The following is a 23,046-nucleotide window of genomic DNA, read 5'->3' as shown; positions in this document are numbered from 1 at the left end:
GCCCACCGCGGTCATCAAGCGGCTTTAGATTGGAGCCACGCCAGCGCTTGATCGCTGGCCTCCTTCGCCGTCGGGCAGGTGTATTTCTGCGGCATCATCACGCCGGCGATTTCGACACGCCAGCAGAGGTCCAGACTGTCGCCGGCGACATCGGGCTTAACCTCAACGCCAGATGGACGCTGTGCAGCGCGGAGCAGCCGTGCTGCGCGCTCTTCAACGGTCGTGAGCTTTGCGTATTCGGCTTTTTCTTTGGGCTTCATGTTCGCTCCTCCAATCGCAGTTTTCAGACTCGCGACGCTCGCGCGAGCGTCGCACGCATGGCGTCGAACCGATCGGACTCCTCGGGTGAGAGTGTCGCTTGCGCGACCATTTCGTCAGCCGTGAGGCCAACCATGTCGGCGCAGGCCTCCGCCAACGTCAGCGCGAGCATGTCGAGATCTTCATCGCTCAGATCATCGCCGACGGGCGACTCGGTAAGCAAAGCGCTCAAGACCTTCGTTGCTTCTTCGATGTCGAGTCTGGTCAATTCGGCCGCAACGGCAGGGTAAGTGTCTGCCATCCGACGGAGGACGGGTTCCGCGTTTTTGGGGCTGTGCGTGTTCACGAGGGTGGGGAAGGGGATTGGGTTCATCGACGTTGCGTTCTGGTTGCGGCGTTTCCTGCGGCCGTCGGAAGCGGCGGCATCGCCGGCGCCGCCTCGCGGATCACCGTGGGAAGGTGTTGTTGGAGTTTCCGAAGAACGGTTCCGAGCTGCTGGCCCAGACTGCTGCGCTCGACATCCTGCGGGTAGGCCTCGCCAAAGGTGCCTTGCACGAGGAATGGACTGCTGCGTCCGTCCTGGCTCTTTAGAGCGTCGTAGGTCACTGCCTCGAACGCCCGGGCGAACATTTCGTGAGGTAGCGCATAGTAGCGTTTTTTCTCGCCATCGAGGCTGCGGCACGCCGCCACGTATTTAGTTTCCTCGGTGCGCGGGGGGCCTTGCCACTCTTCCGGCTTTGCGAGGGCCACCGTGAGCGCGTCGCTCGTGCGGCGCAGATGGTGGGAGAAGTAACCCAGGTTGTTGTCGATCCACGCCGTGTTGCCCTTGCGGCCAGCGCGCTGCCGAATAAGCGCGCATGTTTCTTCCACGGTGAAGATGTCGTGACGCGCGCCAGGCATGACGAATTTGTCGAGGTGCGGCTTCAACTCGTCGGCGATCACTTGCGCCTCCTCGGGAGTGCGTCCGTTCTGGATGCAGAGATTCGGAATCGTCCTGTAAATCAGAGCCACCTGGTTGACCGCATTGCGCAGCACTTCGTCGTGGCTCTTCTGTGCGTCGCGGATGAGATCGGCGCGCGTGTAGGGGTAGGTGACGCGCCAGATGGTTTCCATCGCGGCGCGAATCTCGCGGATGTAGCGCACTTCGTCCGATTCCTGAGCAAGAGGGACCAATCGCCGAAGTTCGCAGTTGGAGAGCATCACGCCGAGGTCTGTCGTCTTGCTGACGATCCCAAGCGCATGCGCCCGATTCCCGAGATAGTGGTCGAGCGCGTGGGCCCACTCGTGAGCCAGGCAGCCCTCGCCACTCGGCTTGGTAAGGTTGATAACTTCACGGCCCGGCTCGTAGTGCGCCGCAGCCCAACCGCCACGGCCGCGGGCGCCAAACGCGATCGCTAGTTTGCCGCCCAACGAAAGCGACTCAGGAGTCCAGCCGTAGATTTCTGCCAAGTCCCGGAACGCATCATAGCCGCGATCGAGGACTTCCTGGCGCTCCTGCTGATTGACCCACAGGCCGAACTCGCCGCCGCGAAGCGCGAAGTCGTGGAGATAGTCGTTGCCGACGACGACGCGGCCAGCGCGCCAGTCCGGGCCGTTGCGGCGGTATCCGTCATCAACGACCGCGCCTTTGGCGCGGGCCAGCGTGGCATCACGCTTCGCTTTGGCGGCGGCGCGCTTCTCCGTGAAGCGGCCCTCCGCCGCCTTGCGCAGCGCAGCCTTCGCCTCCTGCTCATCCTTGAACGTCACGCCCACGAGAGCCGCGAGCGGACCGCGGCGAAGGTAGTCGTAACGATATGACGGTGCGGGGCTGTCGTATTCGCCGAGGCCAAATCCTCCATCCGGGAGCGGCACGATGCTGAAGCTCTGTTTCCGCAGCCATGCCTCCGCCAGTGATGTCCCGTTGGGCCATTCCTTGTTCTTGAGAAGCAGCCGGCGCGTGGTGCGATCGAGCTGGCCGATCCCGAAAGAGGAGAACGTTTCCTGCATCGAATAGACGGTGCGCCAATCGAAGCTCATGGGGCCATTACGCCACTCGTCCAAGCGGCTTCCGGCCGAGGAGCGCCAGCTCACCGATCTCTCCGGGTTCATCTCGACGTGGCTCAGATAAACCGCCGCGTCCTCATGGTTGCGATAGGCCTGCGACAGTTCCGCCGGCGTCTTGCCCTGCTGACAAATCGCCTTCGCGGTGTTGATCGCGCTGACGAACAGCTCGCATGCAGAAACGCGAATTTCCTCAGCCGCGGTCGCAATCACCTGCGGAGCCGAAGGGAATGCGTCGCGCATCATCTTCACCATCGCAGCGGCTTCACGCGTGTAACCGCTGGCGATCAGCGCCGCGTAGTCTGGCGTCGGCCAAACCATGTCCTTGCGCACGAGTTTGTCGCGCTCGACGGCCGTAAGCGTGGCGATGTCATCGAGGCGGAAATTGCCGCGGAGGTCCTTCCGCGCACCGCCAATCTTCTTGCCGAAGTCGGTGATGCGCCCGGGGGATGCAGGGAGAGGTGTATTCATTCAGGCTTTCATTATCGGCACACACGGCGAAGCCGGCTTGCCACGGTTTACGATTCATTCCCCGTCTTTAGCCCTCATGCGCGGCCCAATGGAGGCCGTAGAACGCGAGGGATGCCGCCTGATCGGCGCGCAACTGGTCGATCTCCACCGCGGAGATCGGCACGCTGACCGGCTCAGCGAGCAGCGAGGGTTTTCCCGCTGCGGGGGCCGTGCGAGGGGAGGGGGGGCATGGGTTGGGATCGTTGCTGCTCATGGCGGATTTCGTTGATGAAAGCATCCAGGCTCTGCGCCTTGAAAATCAGTTTCGCCTCGCTCTCCGTGAGGCACTGAACATTTCCCTCGTAGATTCCGAGGCCTGCGAGCATGCGCGAAACGTTCTCCATCCCGTGCTTCTGATCGAGAGCCACGAAAGTCTCCCGTGTAATCGGGAGCGTGCGCCCGTCGCTCATGGCACGACTCGGCGTGTAGGCGAGGGTAGCGACCGCTACGACCGAAGCCCGCTGCTGATAAACAAACTGCCGCAGCTCGGAAATCGTTCCGCCCTGTGTCGCGACATCATCGAGCAGGACATAGTTGCGGCCGGCATCGAGGTGGCCGGCATACTCGGCGCGGTGCGCGAAACGATACGCCGCCCCCCTGCCGGTGTGAGCAGGCTTGTTGGTCTTTACCACGCCTTGCTGAAGCGGCAATCCACTGCGCGTGGAGAACAGCGAAGCGAATGCGTAGGGGATCTGGTTCCCGTTCTCCGCGGTCGGACTAGCGACGACGACTAGCCCCGCGCCTGGGTATCGCAGCCCGACGGCGCGCATAAGATCGCGATCGGCGATCGAATCCACCAAACGCACGGCGGCCGTTCGGTCGCCGTGCTTCGCGGCCTCGAAGTCAGGATGTCCGCTTACCTGCTCGACGGTAGCCGTCGAGTAGATGCGCGGAAATCCTTTGGGCCACGGAAAGACCATCGTGCTTACTTGTGCCCGAGGTAAACGTAAACGTCACAGGTGCCGTTGCTGGGCGTCGCCCAGACGACACGGCCGCGGTTCTGAGCCGAACCGGAGGCGGAGGCATCCAGGAGCTGCGGGTTGTATTTTTGGGCCAACAGGTAGGCGTCGGCCGCCGACGCACCCTTGATGACGGCGCTGACGACGACGACGGAGGCGGGCAGATTGTTGACGCCATCGAGCAGGAAGTTCGCGCCGTTCGCCGCATTGGGCGCCGTCGCCGGAATGCTCGTCATCGTCTCGATCCTGGAAATCGGCGACCAGTTGTGCGCCGGCGTGGCGGTGTCTGGGCTGACGGAAAAGACGCGCGTGGTGGGCGACCAGAGCAGGTCGGCGCTCGTGGTGGTCCAGCCCGTCGGCAGCCTCGTCTGGCTGCCCATCGGCGGGGCGAAGAACGTGTTCACGATGCCGGCGCCGATCAGCACCTGGTCGAACCGCGCCGCGTTCGCGAAATTCGCGGCCGTCGCCGTGGCGAGGGTGCCAGTCGCATTTGCTGTGACCTCAGCGGCCGAAGCCGAATGCGAAATTGGGAACGTGCCCATGCCGCTGGTCTGGTCAAACTGACCGACCGCATTCGCGTAGGTCTGGAGCATGTTGTAGGTGGAATCGACACGGTTGTTTTGCCGGATCGTCTTGAACGTCGGGATGCCGATCGCGGCGATGATGCCGCCGATGATGAGCGTCACGAGGAGCACTTCGATCAGGGTGTAGCCCTTATTGGACTTGAGCGGCGAACGCCGCGGTTGCTGGACAGGTTGCGTTTTCATTTTCATCAGTGGGTTGGAACGAAATTCAGCGGATACCAGGGCCGCGCAGACCCAGGCCCATCTGTTGCTCTCTCGTCGCCCGTGCAGCGTGCTCGCTCGATGCGATCAGCGGGACCAACTCCCACGCTTGCTTTAGCACGTTGACCACGAGCTGGTGAATGCCGCGGACAGACTCCTCGCGGTTGCCCGCGATGTTCAGAGTCGCCGGCTGATGCTCGACAAGAAATTGCGCGACGGCCTCCGCCGATCGCCGCGAGAAATCCCTCCCATCGGAGGACGGATCAGGAGGAACGGTTTCTCCTGCGATCGGCACTGAGAAACGGTCAAACCCGAGCCCGGTGACATCGCCGGCGTCAGGTTGAAGATGATCGTGGCGTCCGCATCGCGAATGTTGAACTTCGTGCGTTGCTCGTAGCCGCTGGTCTCCGTCTCCTGGAGGTTGTAGTGGCCGGGCACTACGCCGTCCTGTGAGCGCCGTCCCTTCGGGCACCAGCCGCCGTGCGCAATCCCCGCGGCGATGGCGAAATCCAGACCGGCGCGATCGGCACCAGTCTGGCCGCCCGAAATGATCTTGGCCGGCAGGGAGATCATTTTTTCTCCTCTGCCTTCGCCTTCGCAGCCTTGGCTGCCTCGATCTCCGCGTTAAGCTGCGCGTTTTTCGTTTCGAGGGCCTTGATGTATGCGGCCTGTCCCTCGACCTGCTTAGCAAGTGCAATCGTGTTCTGCTGCATCGCATCGCTCGCGCGCTTCAACTCATTCGTGCGCACCGCCAGGGCTTGGTAGAGCTGTTGGTTGCGGGCGTTCTGCTCGCGACTGCGCATCAGCTCGATCGCCAGTTCCTGCTCCAGCATGGCCGGCTGATATGTAACTTCGCCGTGTTGCGGGTTGCCGAGCACGAAGCGCATCGAGGACGGCGGCGCCGCAACGGCGCGCGGATCGGTTTCTTTCCGCATGACGACTTTCCCGTCCACGATGTAGCCGCGATAGACGCCCGGCAGCACGACATCACCCTGCCACTCCACGCCCAATTCATTCGTCTTCGTCGTCTCTGGCGACGCCGGCGGGTCGATCTTATTCAGCGTGCCCTCGGATACGGGACTCACCGGACGATTGCGCGGCGTGTGCGCCGTGTTGCTGGCGCAACCGCCGACAGACAGTGCGAGAATCAGAAGTGAGAAGATGAGGCGGAGTTTCATGGTCAGCGATTCAGGGGAGACGCATCGGCCGCGGTGGGCATCTTGAGCCCAACCTTGGCGGCCAACGGATCGAGTGATTGGTCGATGAAGAGGTAGAATTCCTTGCCACCTGGAACTCGCACATAAGAACCGTTCTGCGCGATGTCCTCAGCGATTCGTTGCGCGTAGGTGTTAAGCAGGTTCGTCGTGCCTTGGCTGACGGCATTGATCGCCGCGTTGCGCGGCGTGGCTTCGGGTTGTGTTGAACCGGTGTTACCGACGGGCTCACGGGTCTGCATCGTCTGTCCAGCGCCGGAGGCGAGGCCGGAGAGTGCTGCACTGGCGAACAGCTTCAGCTCCTCGTTATCGGTTGTGCGGATCGTGTCGCCAGTGAGGCCGACGCCACCGTCGCCGATGCCCCACGAACGCGGCCGACCGGAGGCATCAACAACCATCTCCTGGCGATCGAGCGCTTGCGCGCGGATCGCCAGCTCGCGCCCGTTGGTGCGGCCATCCTGTTCGGGCAAGACCATGATCCATTCGTTGCTGTCGAGGATGCGCCCGAGTTTGTTGCCATCGCGGCGCGTCCCGCCGACGCGGGAGAAAATTTCCGTGTTCGCGGGAATGATGAGCACGCCATTCCACCAAAGGTCTTCCATGACCATCGCCACGATCGGGGCACCCGTGTTGATGCTGTCCACGGTGAACACGAGCCGGCACTTGAGCAGGCGCCCGTAGGGCGCGAATTCTGCCGGCGTGTTGCTGCTACCGTTCGCTGTCGCAACTGCGCTCGGCGTCGCGATCGTCTGCTGAGTTGATCGCTGGGCCGCAGCCGCAGCGCTGCCCGCGGCCGGTTGGGCAGTTTGCTGAGGACTCGATTCCCACTCGGCACCGAGCACTTCACGCAACCGGGCTCGATCGCCTTTCGGCGGGGGCGCTACGGCCCCCGAGGGCGCGCCGGCGAGTTCGCTGCGACCCGACACTGGTTCAAGCGAAGCGCCTGCGCCGCCTGGCTGGGCAGTCGGCACGGAACCATCTGCGCGCGGAGGGCGCGGCGTGTCGCGGTTGTAAGACTGCCCGGCGGCTTTGTCCTGGTTCTTTTCCGACTTCACATCGGCAGCTCCGGCAGTGCGATCAGGGTAGGAGGGTGCAGGCGATCCTGCGGCAGCAGAATCCAGATCGTCGTTCGGCGCCTGCTGACCGCGCGGGTCCACGCGCTGCTGATTTTGCGGCGGCGTTTGCTGGGAAGTCGTCTCCTTCTTCACTTTCTCGGGGCGGAGGTGGCCAACCACGGCCAAGCCGATCAGCACGATGCCCAGCGCAAGCAACACGCGTTGGCGGGCGCTGATTCGCTTCACCCACGCAAACCGGCCTTCTTTGGGCTCGTCGCCAGGATCGAGCAGCACGGACGGGGGAACCGGTGTCGCGCCCTCGGCGGCCGTCGGCAGCGGGGGCAATTCCGAGGATTGAGTCCCTGGCGCCGCGGCACCGCCGCCACGATCAGGTTGCTTCCGCTCAGGTTTGCGATTCCGACCAAAGGACGGGAACTTCATGGCTTCGGTTCCTCCGAGGGAGAAGATCGCTGACATCAACGCTGATCGCCGGATTCGGGTTCACGTCTCTCACCAAGGCGATGCTCAGTCGCATGGGCGTGCTCGGTTCCAAGAGCACGCGTTGTCCATCGGGCTTCCGGGCGATCACAAAGAAAGCGATGTTCTTTTCCCCGGGCTCCACGATCGGGTTGAAATCCGCGGCCGTCGCCGGGAGCACTTCGTCACCACTGCGCAGAATGAAACTGTCCGGGAGAAAAGTGAGACGACGTTGGGTTTTGTTCTCGATGGAAACAGCGACGCCCAATGCCGACATCGCGTTATTCCGCACAACGAAGTAGGGGCGGATACGGAAGCGATCGGTTTCGACGGAAGGATCGGTGTCGCGCCGCGCCCAAGCGAGTGCGGCATTGGCCGCAACAGCGCTCTCCGCCTGCTTCTCAGGCAGATTCGAGAGCATCTGCATGAACCGGATCAGCCCGAGCTGCATTTCGTCCGTTGCCGGCGTGAAGTCCCGCCGTGGCGGGCTGGCGAGGCGCTGGACCGTGGCATTGCGGGCCTTCGTGGTCTCGCGCTGTGCCGCGACCGCGGCCTCCGTCGCTTGGCGCGCTTCCTCCGCAGGATCGAAGAAAGTCACCTTGCGGAAGGCGTAGAGCGCCCCTGCCGGCGCTACTTCGATCGGATAGGTTCTCCCGCGCATGACGATGTGGAGTGTGCGCCTGGCGCCGTCCACGATCGGGAAATGAAAAACGTTCTCTCTCCGCGGCGGAGGCGGAGGAAGAAATCACCGGCGATCTTCTCGGGGTCCGTGGTGAACGCGCGGCCGGCCCAATCCTCGATCGGATACGGCACTTCAACCGCGGTGGCGTCCACCGGATTGGTGAGGATGATGTAGGGGCGGGTGCGCTCCGCATCGAGGGCGAAGCGAACCACCGTGAGGGGCTGTTCTTCGTCGGCACGCACGCTCGCGCCGACGGCGCAGAGCGCAAGGCAGAGGAGCAACACGTGGTGACGGCGGATCATTTCTGCAATGGCTCCCAGCGCTCGTCTGTCCAGGTAAGGCGGTAACGGGCGACTTGATACGGATACTGGCCTCGCTGCCCAACGAACGCGTTGGGGACGAGTTCATAGGTCACGCGAAAATAATACGCCGGCGGAAGGTCCGGGATGCCATCAACGGCGCCGGTGCGCCGGACATAGCCACGAACGCGAAACCGGCGCTTGTCGCCGCTTGGTTCGAGTGGGTCGATGCCGGCAATCTCCGGCTGCTGAAAGTAGTTCCGCCTCTTGAAGAGATCGGCTTCGGCCGCGACCTCGGCATCCACTTGCTTCATCGCCTCCGGCGTGAAGAGACGCCGGGCGAGTTCTGGCGCCGACAACCCATTCGGGTTACGCGTGAACTGGGCCTGCGAAACTTGGAGGGCGAGTTCACGGAAAAATTGGGTGTCGGGGTTGAGGCTTTCGAGCGGCCCGACATGGATCACGCCAGCGCCATCGACCGCGAACGTGGTCTGCGGCGCACGCGCAGAGCGCACCGCTGCGAGCATGAAGTAGAGGCAGACGACGGGCACGGCGATCGCGATGCCGATGCACAAGACCTTGATCTGGTGCTCAGCCGCCAGGCGCTTCACCGGCGTAAAGCTCGATGAAACGTCCTGGGGATTCCTCGCGGTCGAGGTGGCGTCGCTGCGGGGGAATTCTTCCGTTGAACCAGGCTGAAATGTCACGGGGTCGAGAATTTCGACCCTTATGAGACAAGTCAACGCTGGTTTACAACGGCTCTATCGCCCTCTGGAGGCTGCCATGCGTGCGCGCGCTTGGAGTAGGGGTGCCGCAGGCGGTTCGACAGCATGCCGTTCATGCTCGTGAACCGCGCTCACACCTGGCGGATTGCCTACTCCGGTCGCAACCCATTCCATCCACTGCGGCACGAGTGCCGTCTTGTCTGAGGGAAACGGGATGTCGATTTCCCCCCCATCACGTTTTCGGGCTACGGCCGAAAACTGCGTATCCGGTCCGGCAACGCGCCGCCAATAGAGGTATTCGTAGCCTTCTCGCTGCGCTACCTCTTCGGCGGTTGTGCCCAACCAGTCTTTGAAGAGTCTTTGTCGTTTGTGTGGCCCCACGTTGTTATTAATCGGACCGATGGCGATTGGGCGCAACGTTAATTCTGAGACAAGTCCCTTAACTGCGGCACGGGAATCCGCAGTCGAACAGACCGACAGCCCCAGTCACTGTCCGCGCGTCTTCTTGTGCGCGAACGCGCGCGCTGTCGGTAGCACCGGCATCTGCGCGGTATCGCGCATGTATGGCATCAGCGTCGCAGTTCGCTCCGTGAACAGCTCAACGAGGTAGTGGGCGTTGATGTTGTGAAGCGACTGGCAGAGCCCCACGCGCGCATCCTCATCCCACGATGCCGGCAAAGCGACACCGCCCTGCCATTCAGCGAGCTTCGCGAGTTCCGTCCAGTCGATTGGGTTCGGCCCCTCCTTCGGGTATGCGTCCTTGTAGATCGCGGTCGGATCGCAGCCGAGAGAAACGCATGCCGCGTGGAAAGCCGTCCAGACGGGAGCCCCGATCGTCCCGTCGCACGCCTGGCCCAGTTGATACGGGCGAGGTGACACGTGCCCCCTCGCGTGGTCAGCCAGCGCGTCGAAGAACGATTCGAGGCCTTCGCGATCCGTTGGCGTCCACCAGTTCAGAAAAACCACGCCACCATGCACGCGCTCGTAAGCTTCGATGTAGCGCCGTGGATTGCTCGCGCTGCGGTGATCGCGTGCCATGTAGGCGCGGAGTTTGTCCGTGCTCAGTCGAAACTCGTCGTCATCGAAGTGCGCGGCGAGTTCAGCGATCGCGTGTTGGTGATGCTCGGCTCGTGTTCTCATGGCGGTCACTTGCCGCGGGCGGGTTTCTTCGGCGCCGCAGGCATCGGCGCCGCAGGCATCGGCGCCGGCGGCATCGGCTGCCGCCGCGGGAACATCGCGGACATGCTGATCGCTTCCTCAGTGACTCGGATATGAAACGCGGTCGCGCCCGCCTCGATATTCTTCGCGAAGAATGCGAGGTCGAGTGCCTGCACGAAATCGTCGCCGCCGATCCACTCGCCGTCAGGCGAGAACCCGTCGGCATAGACGACGCGGCTGGTCGTGTCTTTCACGATGTCGCGAGGCGAGCCGGAGGACATGAGATAGCAGCCGCGATCCTTCACGAAATGAAGCGCGGGCGGGATCTTCTCCACGTCCACATCCTCGCTCTTCGGGAACGGTTCCTTTTTCGCCAAGCAATCCTCGATCGCGATTGTGCGGCCGTCCTTGCGATAGCGACCGTCGAAGAGCTGATCGTAAGTTGGCAGGTGCTGGGTGCAGGCCTGCGCGTGCTTCACGATGGCGCGCAGGTCATCGTTTACGCGGAAAACAAGTGTGAGGTGTTCGATGTTCATCGGGATCTTGCTTGCGCCCGCCTCCGGCCTGGCTTGGTCAGTAGCGGCGGCATGTCGGGCTGCCGTCGCCGAAGATGACGAGGCGTGGGCACGATGCGGAATTCTTCGCGGGAGTGCCCGTCGATCATGTCGCCGCGATCGACAGCCTCGCGCACGTCGTTCAGAAACTCACGGATGGCGCTCTCCGCGGCACGCACGGTGACGAAGCGCAGGGGCTTCTCATTCTCGGTCCAGTTCGCGTCCTCCCAGCCCGACGTGCAAAGCTGCTCGACCATGAAATCGCGGACCGGCACAAGCCCGTGGCTCGCGGCGACCTTGCGGTGCAACTGGCAGATCACGGCATCGAGCTTGTGCGGCAGGGAGAACTTCCCCGCGACGAACGCGCGCAGCTCGCCGAGCTGCTGTTCGCGATCGTCCGCATAAATGGTCGGCGCGGCATCGAGCAGCGCGCCGAGCGCGGCAAAAACTTCATCTGGCGTCGGCCGGTCGCCGGTCGGATTCGTCGGGTTCCGGTGCTCTGCAATCCGGTTAAGCTGGTGCGCGAGACTCGCGCGCTCCGCGGCGCGATCAGCGTAGTCCCCGTGTTCCTCCGAGTGTAGCTGGAGTGGTTGTGCGTTCATCACCGCAGGCGTCTCCCTCCGTTATCAGGCGAGCGCGTGAAGAGCGGCGCCGCCGCCGGCTGGTCAGCGCGCTTCGGCGGCGCCTTCTGGCGATCACGGAGCAGAGCGAAGTGCGCCTCGTTCATCACTTCATCGACGGCGCGAGGCGCACGCTGTGAAATGCCGCCGTGCGCGAACGTGGGATTTTCACGGCGCGCCTCGGCTATCGCGCATTGGGCGATGTCCAAAATCTCGCGATCAACTTCCGAGCGCGGCTGATTATCCAGATGGCCTGGGTCGCGGCCTGGAACCATCCGCGGCAGATAGACATTGCCGAACTCATCAATGCCGAATGCCCACTTGATCCGCCGACCGAAGAGATAGTCGGCCGAGTAGTCCGTTGCCTTGACGAGGTGATCGACACGCTTGATGGGGATACCGAGAACGCGGACCGTGCGCGTGCCGGCATGCCAGTAATTGAAAAAAGACTGGGAACCTTCGTTGCCGGACTGATGGTGCCGCCAGAGTTCGTCCGGGCTCACACGATCGCGCGCGACCAGGCGACCAACGCCCGCGGCGCTGCAACGTTCATAGACCTGTGCGAGAAGATGCTTGGCGAGCAATCGCGGATCGGAAGCGGTGTGAATGACAATCCCTCCTGGATAACAGTCCGCGATCTTGTGCGCGAAGAGGTGGCGCGCGGCGGGCGACACCGCATAATGCGCATCGTCCGCCGACGGCTCTGGAATCCAGTTCGGCACGATCGTGCTCTGCACGCTCGGAGGAACGAGGAATCCGCGTGCATTGCCAGCCATGCTCGCGCGTTCAAGCGCAGGCATGCTGTCCACGGCTTCGGCCACGGCGGCGTTCAGCAACGCAACTGGGGGCAAGTCGTCGGTGATGCTGGGGTCGCTGTAGTGCGCGAGCAGTTGATCCTTCGTCGTGTGGTGAAGCGCGCAGAACGCATCCAGATCCTCGCCATTGCTCGTGTCATTTGCCGCCGCCGCTTCGGCGGCCTCGTCCACAGGAAGCCCCGCATTGAAGCATTCCTCGCGGAGCCATTCGTTCGGCTCGGGGACTGAGAAATCGGAGATGATCGGAGGCAGGTCGCGCTGAACCACCAGCAGGTTGAATTGCCGGCGGTATTCTGAGAAATCTTCGGGGAGCGGTTTCATGATGAGCTGAGGGTTTGTGCGACCGCTGCTGTTCACAATTCAGCGGGAGCGGCCACGGGGTGCACTGGCGGCCCGCGGAGCGGGCAGGGGACTCGCGGGGGTGAAATCACGCGGAGCGTAGCGCATGCCGTGCTCGGCTTGCGCGATGAACAGATCGAGATCGGGGAGGAGATCGGGGATGTTGGCTTGGAGCCTCGGACGAACGGCGCGGAGCGCGGCGGCTAAGGCTCGCGTGTTCGGAAAGTAGAACGTGCGCCGATCGACGCTCGACTGGATCGCCTCCGCCTGTGCTTCCTCGCTGAGGAGATCGGCATCCGGGAGCGCAACCACGCCGTCGGTGAAGTTAACCTTGAGCGGCGACCAGTTGCGGCGCCAGGCCAGCATCTGCTCCAGGTGCGTAGCCTGAGCCTCAGCGTCCCGCTCGGTGCGATAGTCACCTAAGCAGTCCAAGCCGCTTCCCGTCTGGTGGCCATAGACGCTCCACACCGCGATGTCCGGGTGATCGCGATCGCACTGCTCCATTTGTTCGCGCCCGCCAAGATCGCGGCCGACCGAACAACACGGATGAACCTCGATCGCATCGAAACCAGCAATCGCCGGATGGTAGCGGGGCGGCGCGGCGAGCGCTGCCGTGTAGGCCTGTTCGATCGGGACAGACACCATCGGTGTTGACGGGCCAGGGGACCAGCCAGGATGAGCGAGCAAGAATTTCTCGCCGGCTTCATCGAGACCGCAGATTTCCCCGAGCGGAATGATCGGGCTCTGCGTGCTGATGATCTTCCGGTAATCGTGCGGCTGGCCGCCGCGATCGCGGAAAGACTGAAAATCAAAAGGCGGTGGAAAATCCACCGCCACGAAAGGTGCTTCGATGTCTGGCATAAACTGGGTGATGACTCGTTGCCTCCGTGGTCACGCGCGCACGGCGCGCGTGGCGCTCGCCGGCCGCGGTTGCGGGAGCGGCGGCATGGGCGGTTGCTGCTTCACCCCAAGACGCGTGAGGATGGTCTGCGCAGCCGTGTCCGGCGCTAGACCGTCTTTGCGCCAGCCTTCGACTTCGCCGAGGGCCTGGAGCCCGTGATCGAGTTCGCCCCAAGCGCGGCCGGTTGCCGCGATCAACGCACGGTTTACATCGAGCGAGTAGGCCGCCGGCCCGAAGGCCTGATCGAGATACTGCGCGATGTAGTCGGGGTGCCGTTCCTCGCGCAACAGCACGCGGCGAACAGAGGCGATCTTGACGCCAAGGGACTGCTCATCGTCGCGCATCCCCTGAATGGATCGGGAGGCGTCGCACCACGCGGCAAAGACGCTCCGCCCGGCTTCGGCGCCGGCGGAGGCCGCATCGCGCGCCTCGCGTGGCGCCCATGCGCTGTATTCCTGAACGGATTCAGCGAGGGCGTCCTTGGCGCGTTCCTTCGCGCCGGCGAGGTCCCAGTGCGAATCCTTCACCGCGTCCTCGTAGAGCTGCGCCTTGTCGCGGTTGCTGCGGGCGGCCGTCGCCGCAATCACATCAGGCGTGGCGAGAAAAGCGCTGTAGTCCGCAACGAATTGATCCAGCACGCCGCGCACGGCGGCTTCATGGAACATTTCGAGGCTCGCGCGGCTTTGCGTGAAGTGTTCCAGCATGTGCGCCTGACGCCCACGCTGCATGTCGCTGTAGATCGCCGCCAGCGTCACGGGATACGACTCTCTGACCGGCAGGGCCGGGTTCAGATTCCGCGTCAGAACGTCAGGAATCCGCTGGAAGAACATCGCGACCTGTTCGGCTACTTCACGAGCCGTCACGAGCCCGACCGCGCGAGCATCGTCATCGGTGAAGACAGGATGCAGCGGTTGCTTGTCGAGTGCGATGACTGCCAGATCCTGCTCGGGATCGCTGACGATGGTGAACATGGTGGTGAAAATGGACGTGCTCATGGAGCGTTACTGATTAACGGGTGATGCCAGCGCCGACGGCGCGGCCCCTGGGCTGGAACAGCGGCGGCATGTCGGCCTGCCGCGCATCGGGTGCGACGGGCGCCACACCCATGATCTCGCGAGCGGATGCGAGGACCTGGCGGAAGTCTGTCGGCCACGCGCGACCCAGCCCGCGGAATGACGTGCGGCTCCCCGCCGGCGTCTCGATCGCAAGCCGGATGGCCCGGTCGATCGTGTCCGCGTTCGTGGGGAAAGCGGCGTGCACGAGACTGTCGAACGTCTGCCGATATTCGGCGAGACGGCCGCGCAGGCAGGCCTCCAGCATGAGCGGCGAGACGTGCCCGCGCGTCATGGGGTTGATCTCCGACACTGCGGAGAGGTTGCGCATCGCCTCGCGTTGCCACGCGACGCATTCGCTCGCGAGGTTCGGCCAGTCGTTCGGGTGGTAGCGCGAAAACTCGCGCCCCTGCTGCTCCGCCTGAATGGCCAGAGCGACGGCCGCTTGCTCGGGATCGCCGATGACCGGGTGATCGTCGCGCATGAAGACGTGAGGGATGGGGCGATCCTGGTAAACCAGCACGGCCCGGGTGCGGTTTTGATCCACGATCACACTGTAGCCCGGAGGAAGATTGCTCGGTGCCGGGTAGGTCGGGGGAAAGGGCATGGTGAGTTGGTGCGGTCTGCGGCTTTCGCCGCCCGCGCCCGATCGTGCGACCGGGCGCGGATTGCTTCGGTTGTGGCAGTGGGGCGGCCGGCGGCACGGCCGCCGCACCTTCCACACGTGCGAGGATTAGATCGAGCGCCCGGCGCGGGGCGCGTTGCGCTGCTGCTCCTGGCGGCGGCCGGTGTCCTGACGGCGCTCCTTGTAGGCGACGTTGACGCGGGCGGTCTTGAAGACCTGGACATCGGCGCCCTCGGGGAGCTGCTGGCCCTTTTCGAGGGTCGCCCAGTCCTTGGAACCGGGAGCCTTGAAGCGGGTCGTCTCGTCGATGCCCTCGACGCGCACGGTGCGCTTGCCATCATCGAGCACTTCGCCCTCGCGGAGGCGGAAGCAGTCGGCGAGTTCGAGGTGCACCGGGTCGGACTTCGGGCCGACGGTGCGCCAGAACTTGACCTGCGGGATCTTCGTGTCGCGGGACTCGCCCTCGCGCAGCTCGCGCTCCTCGATCTTGAACGCAGCGACCTGCGGGTTTTCGCCCTTCGAGTATTCGGGGAAGCCCGTCACGTAATCGAGTGTGAAGAAGCCGTTCGGCTTGCGCGTGTTGATCGCGCCGACGGCCAGCTCGAACGTCTCGGCAGGGTTGCTCTTTTTCGGCACGTTGACGAGGATCGTGCCGCCGTTGAGGAGGCGGACGACATCGGCGGGCTCCAGCGTGACGCCGTTCTGGAGCGTCTTGAAGGCGTCGGTGTATTGGCGATCTTCGCCTTTGCCGACGGCCAGGTTATACATTTCCGTCGGCGCTTCGCCGGGGGTCTTGCTGTTGACGCTCTTCAGGAACACGGCGATGTCGCCTTCGACGTAGATCGGCGGGTTTTTCTTGGCGGTTTTTTCGGGCTGCTCACTCATGGTGGTTTGGATTTCGCTGTCGTTGGATTTGGCCGCATCGCTGCGGCCGTGAAAGTTGAGGGCAAGGGGCTCGGCGACGGCTTCGGAATCTTCCTCCATCGCGCAACCGACTTCGTTGCCGATGGTGAAGCCATACCGGCCCACGACGGGGCCGATGTGCTGCGTCAGAAGATCGGCAGCGCGCTTGCGCGTGTTTTCCCGGTCTGCGTCCGACACGTAGCTCTCGCTGTAGGCATCGCCCTGCTCGGGCTTGAACATCGGCTCGATCGAGAAATCGACCGTCTTCGTTTCCGGCCGGAATCGCAGCGCCAGGACCGCATAGCGCGAGGGAAACGCCCCTGCGGGGTTCTCGCGGTCCAGCTCGAACTCCATCACGTCCGCGTCGAGAAACGAGTGGTTCACGCCACGATCGAATAAACGCCAGCCAACGCGGTGGGTCAGGATGTCGTTGGGATCGTCCTCAAGCTCCGTGTGCGCGGGCGGCACGTCTTCGCGCAGCTCGTCGTAAGCGGGGGAGAAGTTGTCGTCCGGCGATCGCGCCATCTGGCGGATCGCTTGCTCGCGGCCCGCGCCGCGGGCCTCGGGGTTCGAGTTGGTGGGCTTCTGCGGCATGGTGGTTCGGGTTGGTGATTCTGGCCGCCGGGTGGGGGCGGCGGCCGAGAATCAGTGACGGGCGTGAGTCGTGGGGTGTGGCCGCTGCGCGGCGTTCGGAACCGGGGCTTGGGTGCCTTGGGGGGGTGGGAAACGGGCTGCTCCGGTTGGCGGTCGAAAGGCATTTCTGGGTTAAACGATGTCTTTTAAGGTCAGTTTTTGGAGGGTGTGTCAAGCCAATAGTGCGGCCCCAAGCGGGCCTTGCGGCCTGATCGTGGGGCCGGGTCGTTTTCCCCAGCTCGATAGAGCGACCATTCGTTCCATGCGCGCCCGGCTTGGCGGGCGAGGTTTGGGGCCTAATGGGGTTCCTATTTGGATACTATAAGGGAGCTATTAGGGGGAGAAATTTGGCTTGCTGTAATCGCGTGTTCTGCAATGACATGCGGAGCATTCGGCAATGCCGATCGTTACCGAAGAGCGGGGCAAGCGTTACCGAAAAGCGGGGGGACCGTTACCAAAGAGCGGGGCAAGCGTTACCGAAGAGCGGGAAATCACCGACCGTTACTGAAGAGCGGGTTACGCAAAAAGCGTTACTGAAGAGCGGGGATTCCGTTACCGAAGAGCGGGAAATCGCTAAAAAGCTAGAATTCTAGAAAGTGTTACCGAAGAGCGGGTGTCGGACAGTCTGAATTTTTGAGGCCGATTGTTGCACATTAATAGGTTACGCAAAAAGCGTTACTGAAGAGCGGGAGTTCGCTCCAGCCAAGGGGCAGGCTCGCGTTGCAGTAGAGCGGGGCCGGCAGAGTCAGCCGAGAAGGCGTTTCACGTCCGCCAGTGTCAGCTCGCGCAGTGTCTTCCTTGTGCGGCCGGAGGAGAGGAGATCCCAGATGCGGCGCGATTCCTCGGGGTAGCGGGACACCCGCATTTGTGAGGAGCCGAGGCGAGCGCGGATGTGGCCTGGGCATTTGCCGCGGATGCTGAGCAGTTCCGTAGCGGCGGCGGCCTGCGCCTGGAGCGCCGCGAGCGCGGCGGCCAAGCGTTGGTGTGGCGCCGGCGACGTGGCTGGTTTGCCTGAGAGGATGCAGATCGGCGTCGCCAGACGCGAGCGGCCGTCACTGCACGCCGAGAGCGCATGGTGCTTGCGCCAACACCCGAAGCGAGTGACGCGGGTGACGGCACCGCAGGCAGGGCAGACGACGGCGTTGCTCTTGGTGGGCTGCACGGACCGCAAGCGTGGTTACGAAAAACCTCGGGCGACGTGCCCGAGGTGGTCAACGCGGAGCATTGCGCTGCGCGCGATTCAATCCAGCCATTTCGGCAGCAGTCTGGAAACGAGGATAGCCAGGCAGGCAGCGATACCGATGGCCAGGATCGGCGTGAACACGATGGCGGCGCCGAGAAGGAAGCTCACTTGAGTGCGCGAGCGCCGTTCGGGTCAACCGGCAGATCGCTCGGTCCGAGGATGATGCCGTTGCGCATATCGAACTCGTAATTGAATTTCCCGCGCCAGAAACAGCCGATCGTGGAAAAGGTCTGCCGCATCTTGAAGCGGAACATGCGCGGCGAATTGTAGTCGGCACCGAACTGCTCGTGCAGGTCGCGCCAGGAGATGAAGACCCTTTTCTCGCCGTCGCGCATGAGACGGTAGATGCGATGGACGGACCACGCGTAGGTGTCGATCGCGAGAGATGAACGCTTGATCGCGGAGATGGTGTCGAAATCGAGCGGGAACGCGAAGCTGCGAGAATTCGCGGTGCCAATGATGCTGTCGTAGAAGCGCGGGTTCAGCTCGATGAAGCACTCGAACAGGGACGATTGCTTGGGGGCTTTGCTGTTCTCGGTCCACCAGAGCGCGCAATCGTCGGCGATCGGGCTCGGGCGGATGAAGGTCTTGTTCTCAGTGACGGTGTTATTGTCCGTGACGAGGGTGGTTTTTTCGTTCCACCGGAATTCCATGTGCGCACCCAGCAGGCGAGTGAGCTGATCGCGCATCGCGACGTAGTTCTTTTGTGAGTCGGAAACCCCCAGCTTGGTCAGGAACTCGTAGAACGAATCAGCGAGCTTGATGCGTGGGCTCTTGGTCCGCTTCGCTTGCGTGACGATGTGGATGAACGCCAAGCGTGGCATCACGCCGTAGGGACAGCCGAGCCGCTTGGGTTCTTGCGTCAGCGGGTCGCGATCGTCGCCGAAGCCGACGACGAGGCGGAAGGTGAAGCCGCCGTTGCGACGTTCCCAGAGAGGGATGTTGCCCGGGTTGCTGTGCGGCAGGTTTGCCTGCACCAGTGCGCCGGACGAGTAGGCGATCGCTTCGCGGTCCTTGGGCGGGACGGTTTGGATGGCGTTGGCAATTTCCAGCTTCTTCTCGATCGTGCGCTGGCGTCGCGGAGAGAACGCGCAATCAATCGAATGGGCCGGCGTGGCGGCAGGACGGCTGGCCGCGGCCGGCTTCTCGGCGGCAAAATCGAGGGAGAACTCCGCCTGGCGGGGCCGCGGCGCGGCGCCGTCCTCGGGAATGCTCGCAATGTATTTCTTCGGGAGCTGGTTCACGGCTTCGACCATGCGGCTGATGAGCACGGCGGTCGGTTCGCGTGAATTGCCCGGAGCCTCAGCGTAGCTGGCGACCAACGAGGAAAAGCGCGCGTCGCCCAGGAGGCCCTTGGCACGCTCGAAAAATTCGCGGCTCTTGCTCAGATCGACCCCGGCCTTGAGCGCTTTATCCAGCTCGTAGTCGTTGAGCGTCGAGGTGCCGCAAGTGAGGAACTGTGCCTCGGTGCCGCCAGCGAGCCGGAAAGCCGTCAGCAACTTCGAGTTTTGAAACGCGGGGAGCGGGGCGGTCGGCTTCATGGCGGCGGGAATTTCTCAGCGACTGCGGCCGTTGGTTCCTGTCGCCCGAGCGACTGGCAGGGGCGGCATTTCCTCGCGGAAGGCGAGGACGGGGGCGGGCGCGGGAACGAGGCGTGCGAGGGATTCCGGCAGCACGCCCGCAGCATGGGAAGCGCCGGCGAGGGTGTCAAAGCGGTTCAGTGCGCCGGCCTGACGATCGAGAACCCGGTGCACCGCGGCGACCGCGGCCTGCTCGGCTTCGGCGCAGCCGGCGAGCACGCGCGCGCGATACGGCGCGGTTTCTTCCGCGAGCCTGCGCGTCGCGGTCAGAAGTGAGTCGAGTCCGTTGGGGAAAACGAAGGCGGTGGCGCTCATGTTCGATGAAAGATTAAAACGACCGGTGCCGAGCGGTCTGTAACGGAGAATTCGTTACCGACAAACCGGCTTTTGGCTTCAAGGATACGGCCGTTCACAGCTTTCCAAAAGTAAACTTTAAGCGACTTGTCAACAATAGAGCATTGCGAATCCCCGTAGAATATGCCAAGCCACACAAAACACCGCCTCGCCCGAGTTATGGCCTTCGCCCCTGAAACGAAAAACCTGCCTGTCATCGAACTGCCTGCTCCGGCCCCGGAGCCGCTGATCGGTGAGGTGATCGTGGCGTATAAGTTTCCGATTCTGCTGCGGGCCATGAAGCAGCACCGCGTCGAACTGCGCGTGCATCGCCAGACCGATTTGCTCGGCATCTACAAGGCGGCCGATCGAGCGGGCCTGAAACTGTGGACGACGAAAGAGCACGATCCTGAGAAGGCGGACAAGGTGGTGACGCGGGTGCGCCTGCGCACGGAGAACGAGAACGTGAGTCCGTTCTATCGCGGCGATCAGGTGCGGCTTTCCGGTCGCGTCTTGACGCGAGGGCGCTGGCAAGCGCTGGCGCTTGCAGCGATCGCCGACGGCGTGGTTGTGATCGAGGGCGACCGCGAGGCGGCCGTCCGCGTGGTGAAGGCGATCGCCGTGCTCGCGCGGCGCAGTCTGCCGCCAGGCAGCCGGCCCCGCCCGTCGTCGTCCTACAGCTACACGCAAGCCGAAGAATCTGACAAACAATGGAAGGTGACTGTGAGCGCCGATGCGCGCGCAGCTCTCGCACAGGCCCTCGCCAAAAAAACACGAGAGCGAAAGCCTGATTGAGCAATGCCAACTCCCAGTGACGGACGCCTCTTCATCACGGAAAAACCAAACCAAGCCGCGGATCTCGCGAAGGTCTTGGGTTCCGAGCGGAAAACTTCAACGCACTGGGAAACGGCCGACGGGCGTGTGACGTGGCTCTTCGGCCACATGCTGCGTCTCGCGCAGCCGGAGGAATACGATCCGAAGTGGGGCGGTCGGTGGAGCTGGGAGCAGTTGCCGATTCTGCCCGAGCGGCCGAAGTTTCTCCCGATCGAGAAGACGATGGGGCGACTGCGTGAAGTGGGCGCGCTGCTGCGCGAGTGCTCCGAAGTCGTCGTCGCGACGGACGGCGACCCGGAGGGCGAGATGATCGGCCGCGAGGTCCTGGCGCATTTCAACTGGCGCGGGCCGACGCGCCGCCTCTGGCTGACTGCGCTCGATCCTGCGAACATCCGCAAGGCGCTCGATCGCATCAAGCCGGGTGAAGAAACGGTCCGTCTCTACTACGCTGCGGCGGCGCGCAGCGAGGCGGACTGGCTGGTTGGAATGGGCCCGACGCGGGCGGCGACGTTGAAAAGCCCGCGCGCGGCCGGCACCATGAGTGTCGGACGCGTGCAGACTCCCACGCTCGCCCTGGTGGTTCGTCGCGATCGGGAGATCGAGAATTTCAAGCCGAGCGATTATTTCGAGGTCATCGCACAGCTCCGCACGGATGCCGGCGTCGAGATCGCGCTGCGGCACGCACCTGGCGAGGAGCATCGTATCACGAAGCGGGCGGATGCGGAACGCATCGTCGCCGGCGCGCAGGGCGCGCGCGGCCCGCTGAGTGTCGAGACCGAGACGGGCAAGCGCGAGAAATCACCCAGCCCATTCTCGCTCGCTGCGCTCCAGAAGAAAGCGGATGCGCTCTGGGGCTGGCCGGCCAAGAAGACGCTCCAGATCGCCCAGGAACTCTACGAGGAACACAAGTGCACGAGCTACCCGCGCACCGATGTCGGCTACCTGCCCGAGGAGCAGATGGCCGACGTGCCGAAGATCACGGCCGCCCTGGTCGAGTATCCCGAGTTCGCAGCGCTACGCAGCGCCACGTTCAAGGCGGGGCACTGGTTCAACGACAAGAAAATCGGCGGCTCGCACCACGGCATCATCCCGACGAATTTCCCGGACTTGGCGAAGCTCAACGAATCGGCGCGCGACCTCTACCTGCTGATCGCGCGGCAATATCTCGCTTCGCTGATGCCGGACTATGTTTTCGACGCGGTGAACATCACGTTCACCGCGGGCGTCGAGTTCCGCGCGCGCGGAACTGTGCCGGTGGACTACGGCTGGCGCGCCGCATTCCGCGACGAAAAGCCGGAGACCGGTGAAGAGGAAGAGGCGGACGTGACGCTGCCCAAGGTGAAGGACGGCGAGCCTGCGGCGATCATGAAGACCTCCGTCGATGCGAAGCGCACGCGTCCGCCGCGGCGCTACACGGAAGGCACGCTTCTCGCGGACATGGAGAACGTCGCGAAGTTCGTCACCGATCCGCAGCTCCGGGCGATTCTGAATCGCGACGAAGGCAAGCAGCGCGGCATCGGCACGAGCGCCACGCGCGCTGAAATTCTCGCGACGCTCGTGGATCGCGACTACATCGGCAAGAAAGGCCGGCAGATCACTTCCACCCCGAAAGGGCGCGCCCTGGTCGCGCTCCTGGAGCGCGCCGCACCGCCGCTCGTGGACGCCGGTGAGACGGCCATTTGGCAAATGTCGCTCGATGCGATCGCTGAGGGGGGAGACCCGGCGGAGTTTGTCCGCGGGATCAAGGGTCGCGTGACGGAATACATCGCTTCGCTGCACGCGGCCGATGCAGCGCAGCTCGCTTCCGCGATGGGCATCGGGCCGACGCAGGGCACGGGCGTGATGATTCCGGCGGCACCAGGCGCCCAGGATGCGGCCGATGTTGAGCTGGTCGATGAAGGCGAGTATTTCACCGCGGCCGGCTGGGTGGGACGCTTCTACAAGAATGTCGCCGGTGCGAAGCTGACGGCGGCGGAAATGGCGGAGGTTGTGCGAGCCGGCGCCGCCGGCGTCGAGCGTGAGGTGCCGTCGCTGTTCAAGGGACGGCCGCCGCAGAAGGTGAAGCTGACGTTCGATGCGAACGCGAAGCCCTACCCGAAGATCAACGTGCAGTGGCCGCAGAAAGCGGGCACGTCGAGCGAGGGGGCTCCTACCGGTGTCGAAGCGACGTGGGGTAAGCACACGGGGGAAATTCTCGACTGGGGCACGTTCTACACCGTGCCCGGTGTGCAGAGCAACGAACGCGACACGAAGTTCATGAAGGCGCTCGCGGGCCACCAACTTACGCCGCAGGAACTCGCGGCGATTCTCGGCGGCGGGAAGGAAGGCACCCGCATGAGCGGACAGCTCTTCCGCTCGGGCGCCGGTGCTGCGTTCAAGAGCGATCCAATTGTGTTCTACAACGCCCGCAAGAAGCCGTATCCGGGCTTGGAATTCAACTTCGGCTGAGACG

Annotated in this window: 24 protein-coding genes; 2 read left to right on the top strand and 22 right to left on the bottom strand. The window is 63.7% G+C overall.

Annotation, left to right across the window (positions count from 1 at the left end; translation table 11 throughout):
- Positions 1-14 precede the first annotated feature (14 nt).
- From ACMYLB_RS00455 to ACMYLB_RS00350, 22 genes are all read right to left on the bottom strand, one after another.
- Entirely contained in the window at positions 15-260 is a 246-nt protein-coding gene (locus ACMYLB_RS00455) for a hypothetical protein (protein WP_415907009.1), read from the bottom strand.
- A 23-nt stretch (positions 261-283) separates the two neighbouring features.
- Entirely contained in the window at positions 284-559 is a 276-nt protein-coding gene (locus tag ACMYLB_RS00450; RefSeq protein ID WP_415907008.1) for a hypothetical protein, read from the bottom strand.
- Positions 560-627: 68 nt separating this feature from the next.
- Positions 628-2,769: an LPD1 domain-containing protein gene (locus tag ACMYLB_RS00445; RefSeq protein WP_415907007.1), complete on the bottom strand. Its 2,142-nt coding sequence runs from the start codon at positions 2,767-2,769 to the stop codon at positions 628-630.
- Between the two features lie 173 nt (positions 2,770-2,942).
- Positions 2,943-3,728 (bottom strand): phosphoribosyltransferase, encoded by a 786-nt coding sequence (locus ACMYLB_RS00440; RefSeq protein WP_415907006.1) that lies wholly within the window; start codon positions 3,726-3,728, stop codon positions 2,943-2,945.
- Between the two features lie 5 nt (positions 3,729-3,733).
- The gene (locus ACMYLB_RS00435) at positions 3,734-4,534 is read right to left on the bottom strand and encodes a prepilin-type N-terminal cleavage/methylation domain-containing protein (RefSeq protein ID WP_415907005.1); all 801 of its coding nucleotides are present in this window, start codon (positions 4,532-4,534) and stop codon (positions 3,734-3,736) included.
- A gap of 195 nt (positions 4,535-4,729) precedes the next feature.
- Positions 4,730-5,125: a YpsA SLOG family protein gene (locus ACMYLB_RS00430; protein ID WP_415907004.1), complete on the bottom strand. Its 396-nt coding sequence runs from the start codon at positions 5,123-5,125 to the stop codon at positions 4,730-4,732.
- Positions 5,122-5,730: a hypothetical protein gene (locus ACMYLB_RS00425; protein WP_415907003.1), complete on the bottom strand. Its 609-nt coding sequence runs from the start codon at positions 5,728-5,730 to the stop codon at positions 5,122-5,124. Before ACMYLB_RS00425 ends, ACMYLB_RS00430 begins: the two co-directional genes overlap by 4 nt.
- Before the next feature lie 2 nt (positions 5,731-5,732).
- Positions 5,733-7,115 carry a TrbI/VirB10 family protein gene (locus ACMYLB_RS00420; protein WP_415907002.1) on the bottom strand — a complete coding sequence of 461 codons (1,383 nt, stop codon included), beginning with the start codon at positions 7,113-7,115 and terminating at the stop codon, positions 5,733-5,735.
- A gap of 109 nt (positions 7,116-7,224) precedes the next feature.
- A complete protein-coding gene (locus ACMYLB_RS00415) occupies positions 7,225-7,959 on the bottom strand; it encodes a hypothetical protein (RefSeq protein WP_415907001.1) in 735 nt (244 codons plus the stop codon).
- Entirely contained in the window at positions 7,929-8,282 is a 354-nt protein-coding gene (locus ACMYLB_RS00410; RefSeq protein ID WP_415907000.1) for a hypothetical protein, read from the bottom strand. Before ACMYLB_RS00410 ends, ACMYLB_RS00415 begins: the two co-directional genes overlap by 31 nt.
- Entirely contained in the window at positions 8,279-8,986 is a 708-nt protein-coding gene (locus tag ACMYLB_RS00405) for a hypothetical protein (RefSeq protein ID WP_415906999.1), read from the bottom strand. Before ACMYLB_RS00405 ends, ACMYLB_RS00410 begins: the two co-directional genes overlap by 4 nt.
- 504 nt (positions 8,987-9,490) lie before the next feature.
- On the bottom strand, positions 9,491-10,144 hold the full coding sequence (locus tag ACMYLB_RS00400; RefSeq protein ID WP_415906998.1) for a hypothetical protein: 654 nt from the start codon (positions 10,142-10,144) through the stop codon (positions 9,491-9,493).
- A gap of 5 nt (positions 10,145-10,149) precedes the next feature.
- Positions 10,150-10,698 carry a DUF3085 domain-containing protein gene (locus ACMYLB_RS00395; protein WP_415906997.1) on the bottom strand — a complete coding sequence of 183 codons (549 nt, stop codon included), beginning with the start codon at positions 10,696-10,698 and terminating at the stop codon, positions 10,150-10,152.
- Complete coding sequence (locus ACMYLB_RS00390) at positions 10,695-11,318, bottom strand: hypothetical protein (protein WP_415906996.1); 624 nt, start codon at positions 11,316-11,318, stop codon at positions 10,695-10,697. The genes ACMYLB_RS00395 and ACMYLB_RS00390 overlap by 4 nt, the downstream gene beginning before the upstream one ends.
- On the bottom strand, positions 11,318-12,472 hold the full coding sequence (locus ACMYLB_RS00385) for a hypothetical protein (protein ID WP_415906995.1): 1,155 nt from the start codon (positions 12,470-12,472) through the stop codon (positions 11,318-11,320). The genes ACMYLB_RS00390 and ACMYLB_RS00385 overlap by 1 nt, the downstream gene beginning before the upstream one ends.
- A 39-nt stretch (positions 12,473-12,511) precedes the next feature.
- Entirely contained in the window at positions 12,512-13,351 is an 840-nt protein-coding gene (locus tag ACMYLB_RS00380) for a hypothetical protein (RefSeq protein WP_415906994.1), read from the bottom strand.
- Positions 13,352-13,381: 30 nt separating this feature from the next.
- Positions 13,382-14,362, bottom strand: a complete 981-nt coding sequence (locus tag ACMYLB_RS00375) for a hypothetical protein (protein WP_415906993.1) — start codon at positions 14,360-14,362, stop codon at positions 13,382-13,384.
- A gap of 37 nt (positions 14,363-14,399) precedes the next feature.
- Positions 14,400-15,050 carry a hypothetical protein gene (locus tag ACMYLB_RS00370; protein ID WP_415906992.1) on the bottom strand — a complete coding sequence of 217 codons (651 nt, stop codon included), beginning with the start codon at positions 15,048-15,050 and terminating at the stop codon, positions 14,400-14,402.
- A 126-nt stretch (positions 15,051-15,176) separates the two neighbouring features.
- Positions 15,177-16,565, bottom strand: a complete 1,389-nt coding sequence (locus ACMYLB_RS00365) for a hypothetical protein (RefSeq protein WP_415907122.1) — start codon at positions 16,563-16,565, stop codon at positions 15,177-15,179.
- Between the two features lie 784 nt (positions 16,566-17,349).
- Entirely contained in the window at positions 17,350-17,766 is a 417-nt protein-coding gene (locus tag ACMYLB_RS00360; RefSeq protein ID WP_415907121.1) for a hypothetical protein, read from the bottom strand.
- Between the two features lie 185 nt (positions 17,767-17,951).
- On the bottom strand, positions 17,952-19,388 hold the full coding sequence (locus ACMYLB_RS00355; protein ID WP_415907120.1) for a replication protein RepA: 1,437 nt from the start codon (positions 19,386-19,388) through the stop codon (positions 17,952-17,954).
- A 15-nt stretch (positions 19,389-19,403) separates the two neighbouring features.
- The gene (locus ACMYLB_RS00350; protein ID WP_415907119.1) at positions 19,404-19,742 is read right to left on the bottom strand and encodes a hypothetical protein; all 339 of its coding nucleotides are present in this window, start codon (positions 19,740-19,742) and stop codon (positions 19,404-19,406) included.
- 198 nt (positions 19,743-19,940) lie between these two features.
- Here ACMYLB_RS00350 and ACMYLB_RS00345 point away from each other — a divergent pair, with 198 nt between their 5' ends.
- Both ACMYLB_RS00345 and topB read left to right on the top strand, forming a co-directional pair.
- Complete coding sequence (locus ACMYLB_RS00345; RefSeq protein WP_415907118.1) at positions 19,941-20,555, top strand: hypothetical protein; 615 nt, start codon at positions 19,941-19,943, stop codon at positions 20,553-20,555.
- Positions 20,556-20,558: 3 nt separating this feature from the next.
- Entirely contained in the window at positions 20,559-23,042 is a 2,484-nt protein-coding gene (gene topB, locus ACMYLB_RS00340; protein ID WP_415907117.1) for a DNA topoisomerase III, read from the top strand.
- Positions 23,043-23,046: the final 4 nt, after the last annotated feature.

This window comes from Oleiharenicola sp. Vm1, from assembly GCF_047777955.1.
GTDB lineage: Bacteria > Verrucomicrobiota > Verrucomicrobiia > Opitutales > Opitutaceae > Didemnitutus.
The sequence above is the reverse complement of the archived record's forward strand: the minus strand, read 5'-3'. Positions and strand labels throughout refer to the sequence as shown.

Excerpts from the sequence above, each read along its gene's own strand:
- ACMYLB_RS00455 (WP_415907009.1), bottom strand. The coding sequence starts at position 260 with ATGAAGCCCAAAGAAAAAGCCGAATACGCAAAGCTCACGACCGTTGAA.
- ACMYLB_RS00450 (WP_415907008.1), bottom strand. The coding sequence starts at position 559 with ATGGCAGACACTTACCCTGCCGTTGCGGCCGAATTGACCAGACTCGAC.
- ACMYLB_RS00445 (WP_415907007.1), bottom strand. The coding sequence starts at position 2,769 with ATGAATACACCTCTCCCTGCATCCCCCGGGCGCATCACCGACTTCGGC.
- ACMYLB_RS00440 (WP_415907006.1), bottom strand. The coding sequence starts at position 3,728 with ATGGTCTTTCCGTGGCCCAAAGGATTTCCGCGCATCTACTCGACGGCT.
- ACMYLB_RS00435 (WP_415907005.1), bottom strand. The coding sequence starts at position 4,534 with ATGAAAACGCAACCTGTCCAGCAACCGCGGCGTTCGCCGCTCAAGTCC.
- ACMYLB_RS00430 (WP_415907004.1), bottom strand. The coding sequence starts at position 5,125 with ATGATCTCCCTGCCGGCCAAGATCATTTCGGGCGGCCAGACTGGTGCC.
- ACMYLB_RS00425 (WP_415907003.1), bottom strand. The coding sequence starts at position 5,730 with ATGAAACTCCGCCTCATCTTCTCACTTCTGATTCTCGCACTGTCTGTC.
- ACMYLB_RS00415 (WP_415907001.1), bottom strand. The coding sequence starts at position 7,959 with ATGCGCGGGAGAACCTATCCGATCGAAGTAGCGCCGGCAGGGGCGCTC.
- ACMYLB_RS00410 (WP_415907000.1), bottom strand. The coding sequence starts at position 8,282 with ATGATCCGCCGTCACCACGTGTTGCTCCTCTGCCTTGCGCTCTGCGCC.
- ACMYLB_RS00400 (WP_415906998.1), bottom strand. The coding sequence starts at position 10,144 with ATGAGAACACGAGCCGAGCATCACCAACACGCGATCGCTGAACTCGCC.
- ACMYLB_RS00395 (WP_415906997.1), bottom strand. The coding sequence starts at position 10,698 with ATGAACATCGAACACCTCACACTTGTTTTCCGCGTAAACGATGACCTG.
- ACMYLB_RS00390 (WP_415906996.1), bottom strand. The coding sequence starts at position 11,318 with ATGAACGCACAACCACTCCAGCTACACTCGGAGGAACACGGGGACTAC.
- ACMYLB_RS00385 (WP_415906995.1), bottom strand. The coding sequence starts at position 12,472 with ATGAAACCGCTCCCCGAAGATTTCTCAGAATACCGCCGGCAATTCAAC.
- ACMYLB_RS00380 (WP_415906994.1), bottom strand. The coding sequence starts at position 13,351 with ATGCCAGACATCGAAGCACCTTTCGTGGCGGTGGATTTTCCACCGCCT.
- ACMYLB_RS00375 (WP_415906993.1), bottom strand. The coding sequence starts at position 14,362 with ATGTTCACCATCGTCAGCGATCCCGAGCAGGATCTGGCAGTCATCGCA.
- ACMYLB_RS00370 (WP_415906992.1), bottom strand. The coding sequence starts at position 15,050 with ATGCCCTTTCCCCCGACCTACCCGGCACCGAGCAATCTTCCTCCGGGC.
- ACMYLB_RS00365 (WP_415907122.1), bottom strand. The coding sequence starts at position 16,565 with ATGCCGCAGAAGCCCACCAACTCGAACCCCGAGGCCCGCGGCGCGGGC.
- ACMYLB_RS00355 (WP_415907120.1), bottom strand. The coding sequence starts at position 19,388 with ATGAAGCCGACCGCCCCGCTCCCCGCGTTTCAAAACTCGAAGTTGCTG.
- ACMYLB_RS00350 (WP_415907119.1), bottom strand. The coding sequence starts at position 19,742 with ATGAGCGCCACCGCCTTCGTTTTCCCCAACGGACTCGACTCACTTCTG.
- ACMYLB_RS00345 (WP_415907118.1), top strand. The coding sequence starts at position 19,941 with ATGGCCTTCGCCCCTGAAACGAAAAACCTGCCTGTCATCGAACTGCCT.
- topB (WP_415907117.1), top strand. The coding sequence starts at position 20,559 with ATGCCAACTCCCAGTGACGGACGCCTCTTCATCACGGAAAAACCAAAC.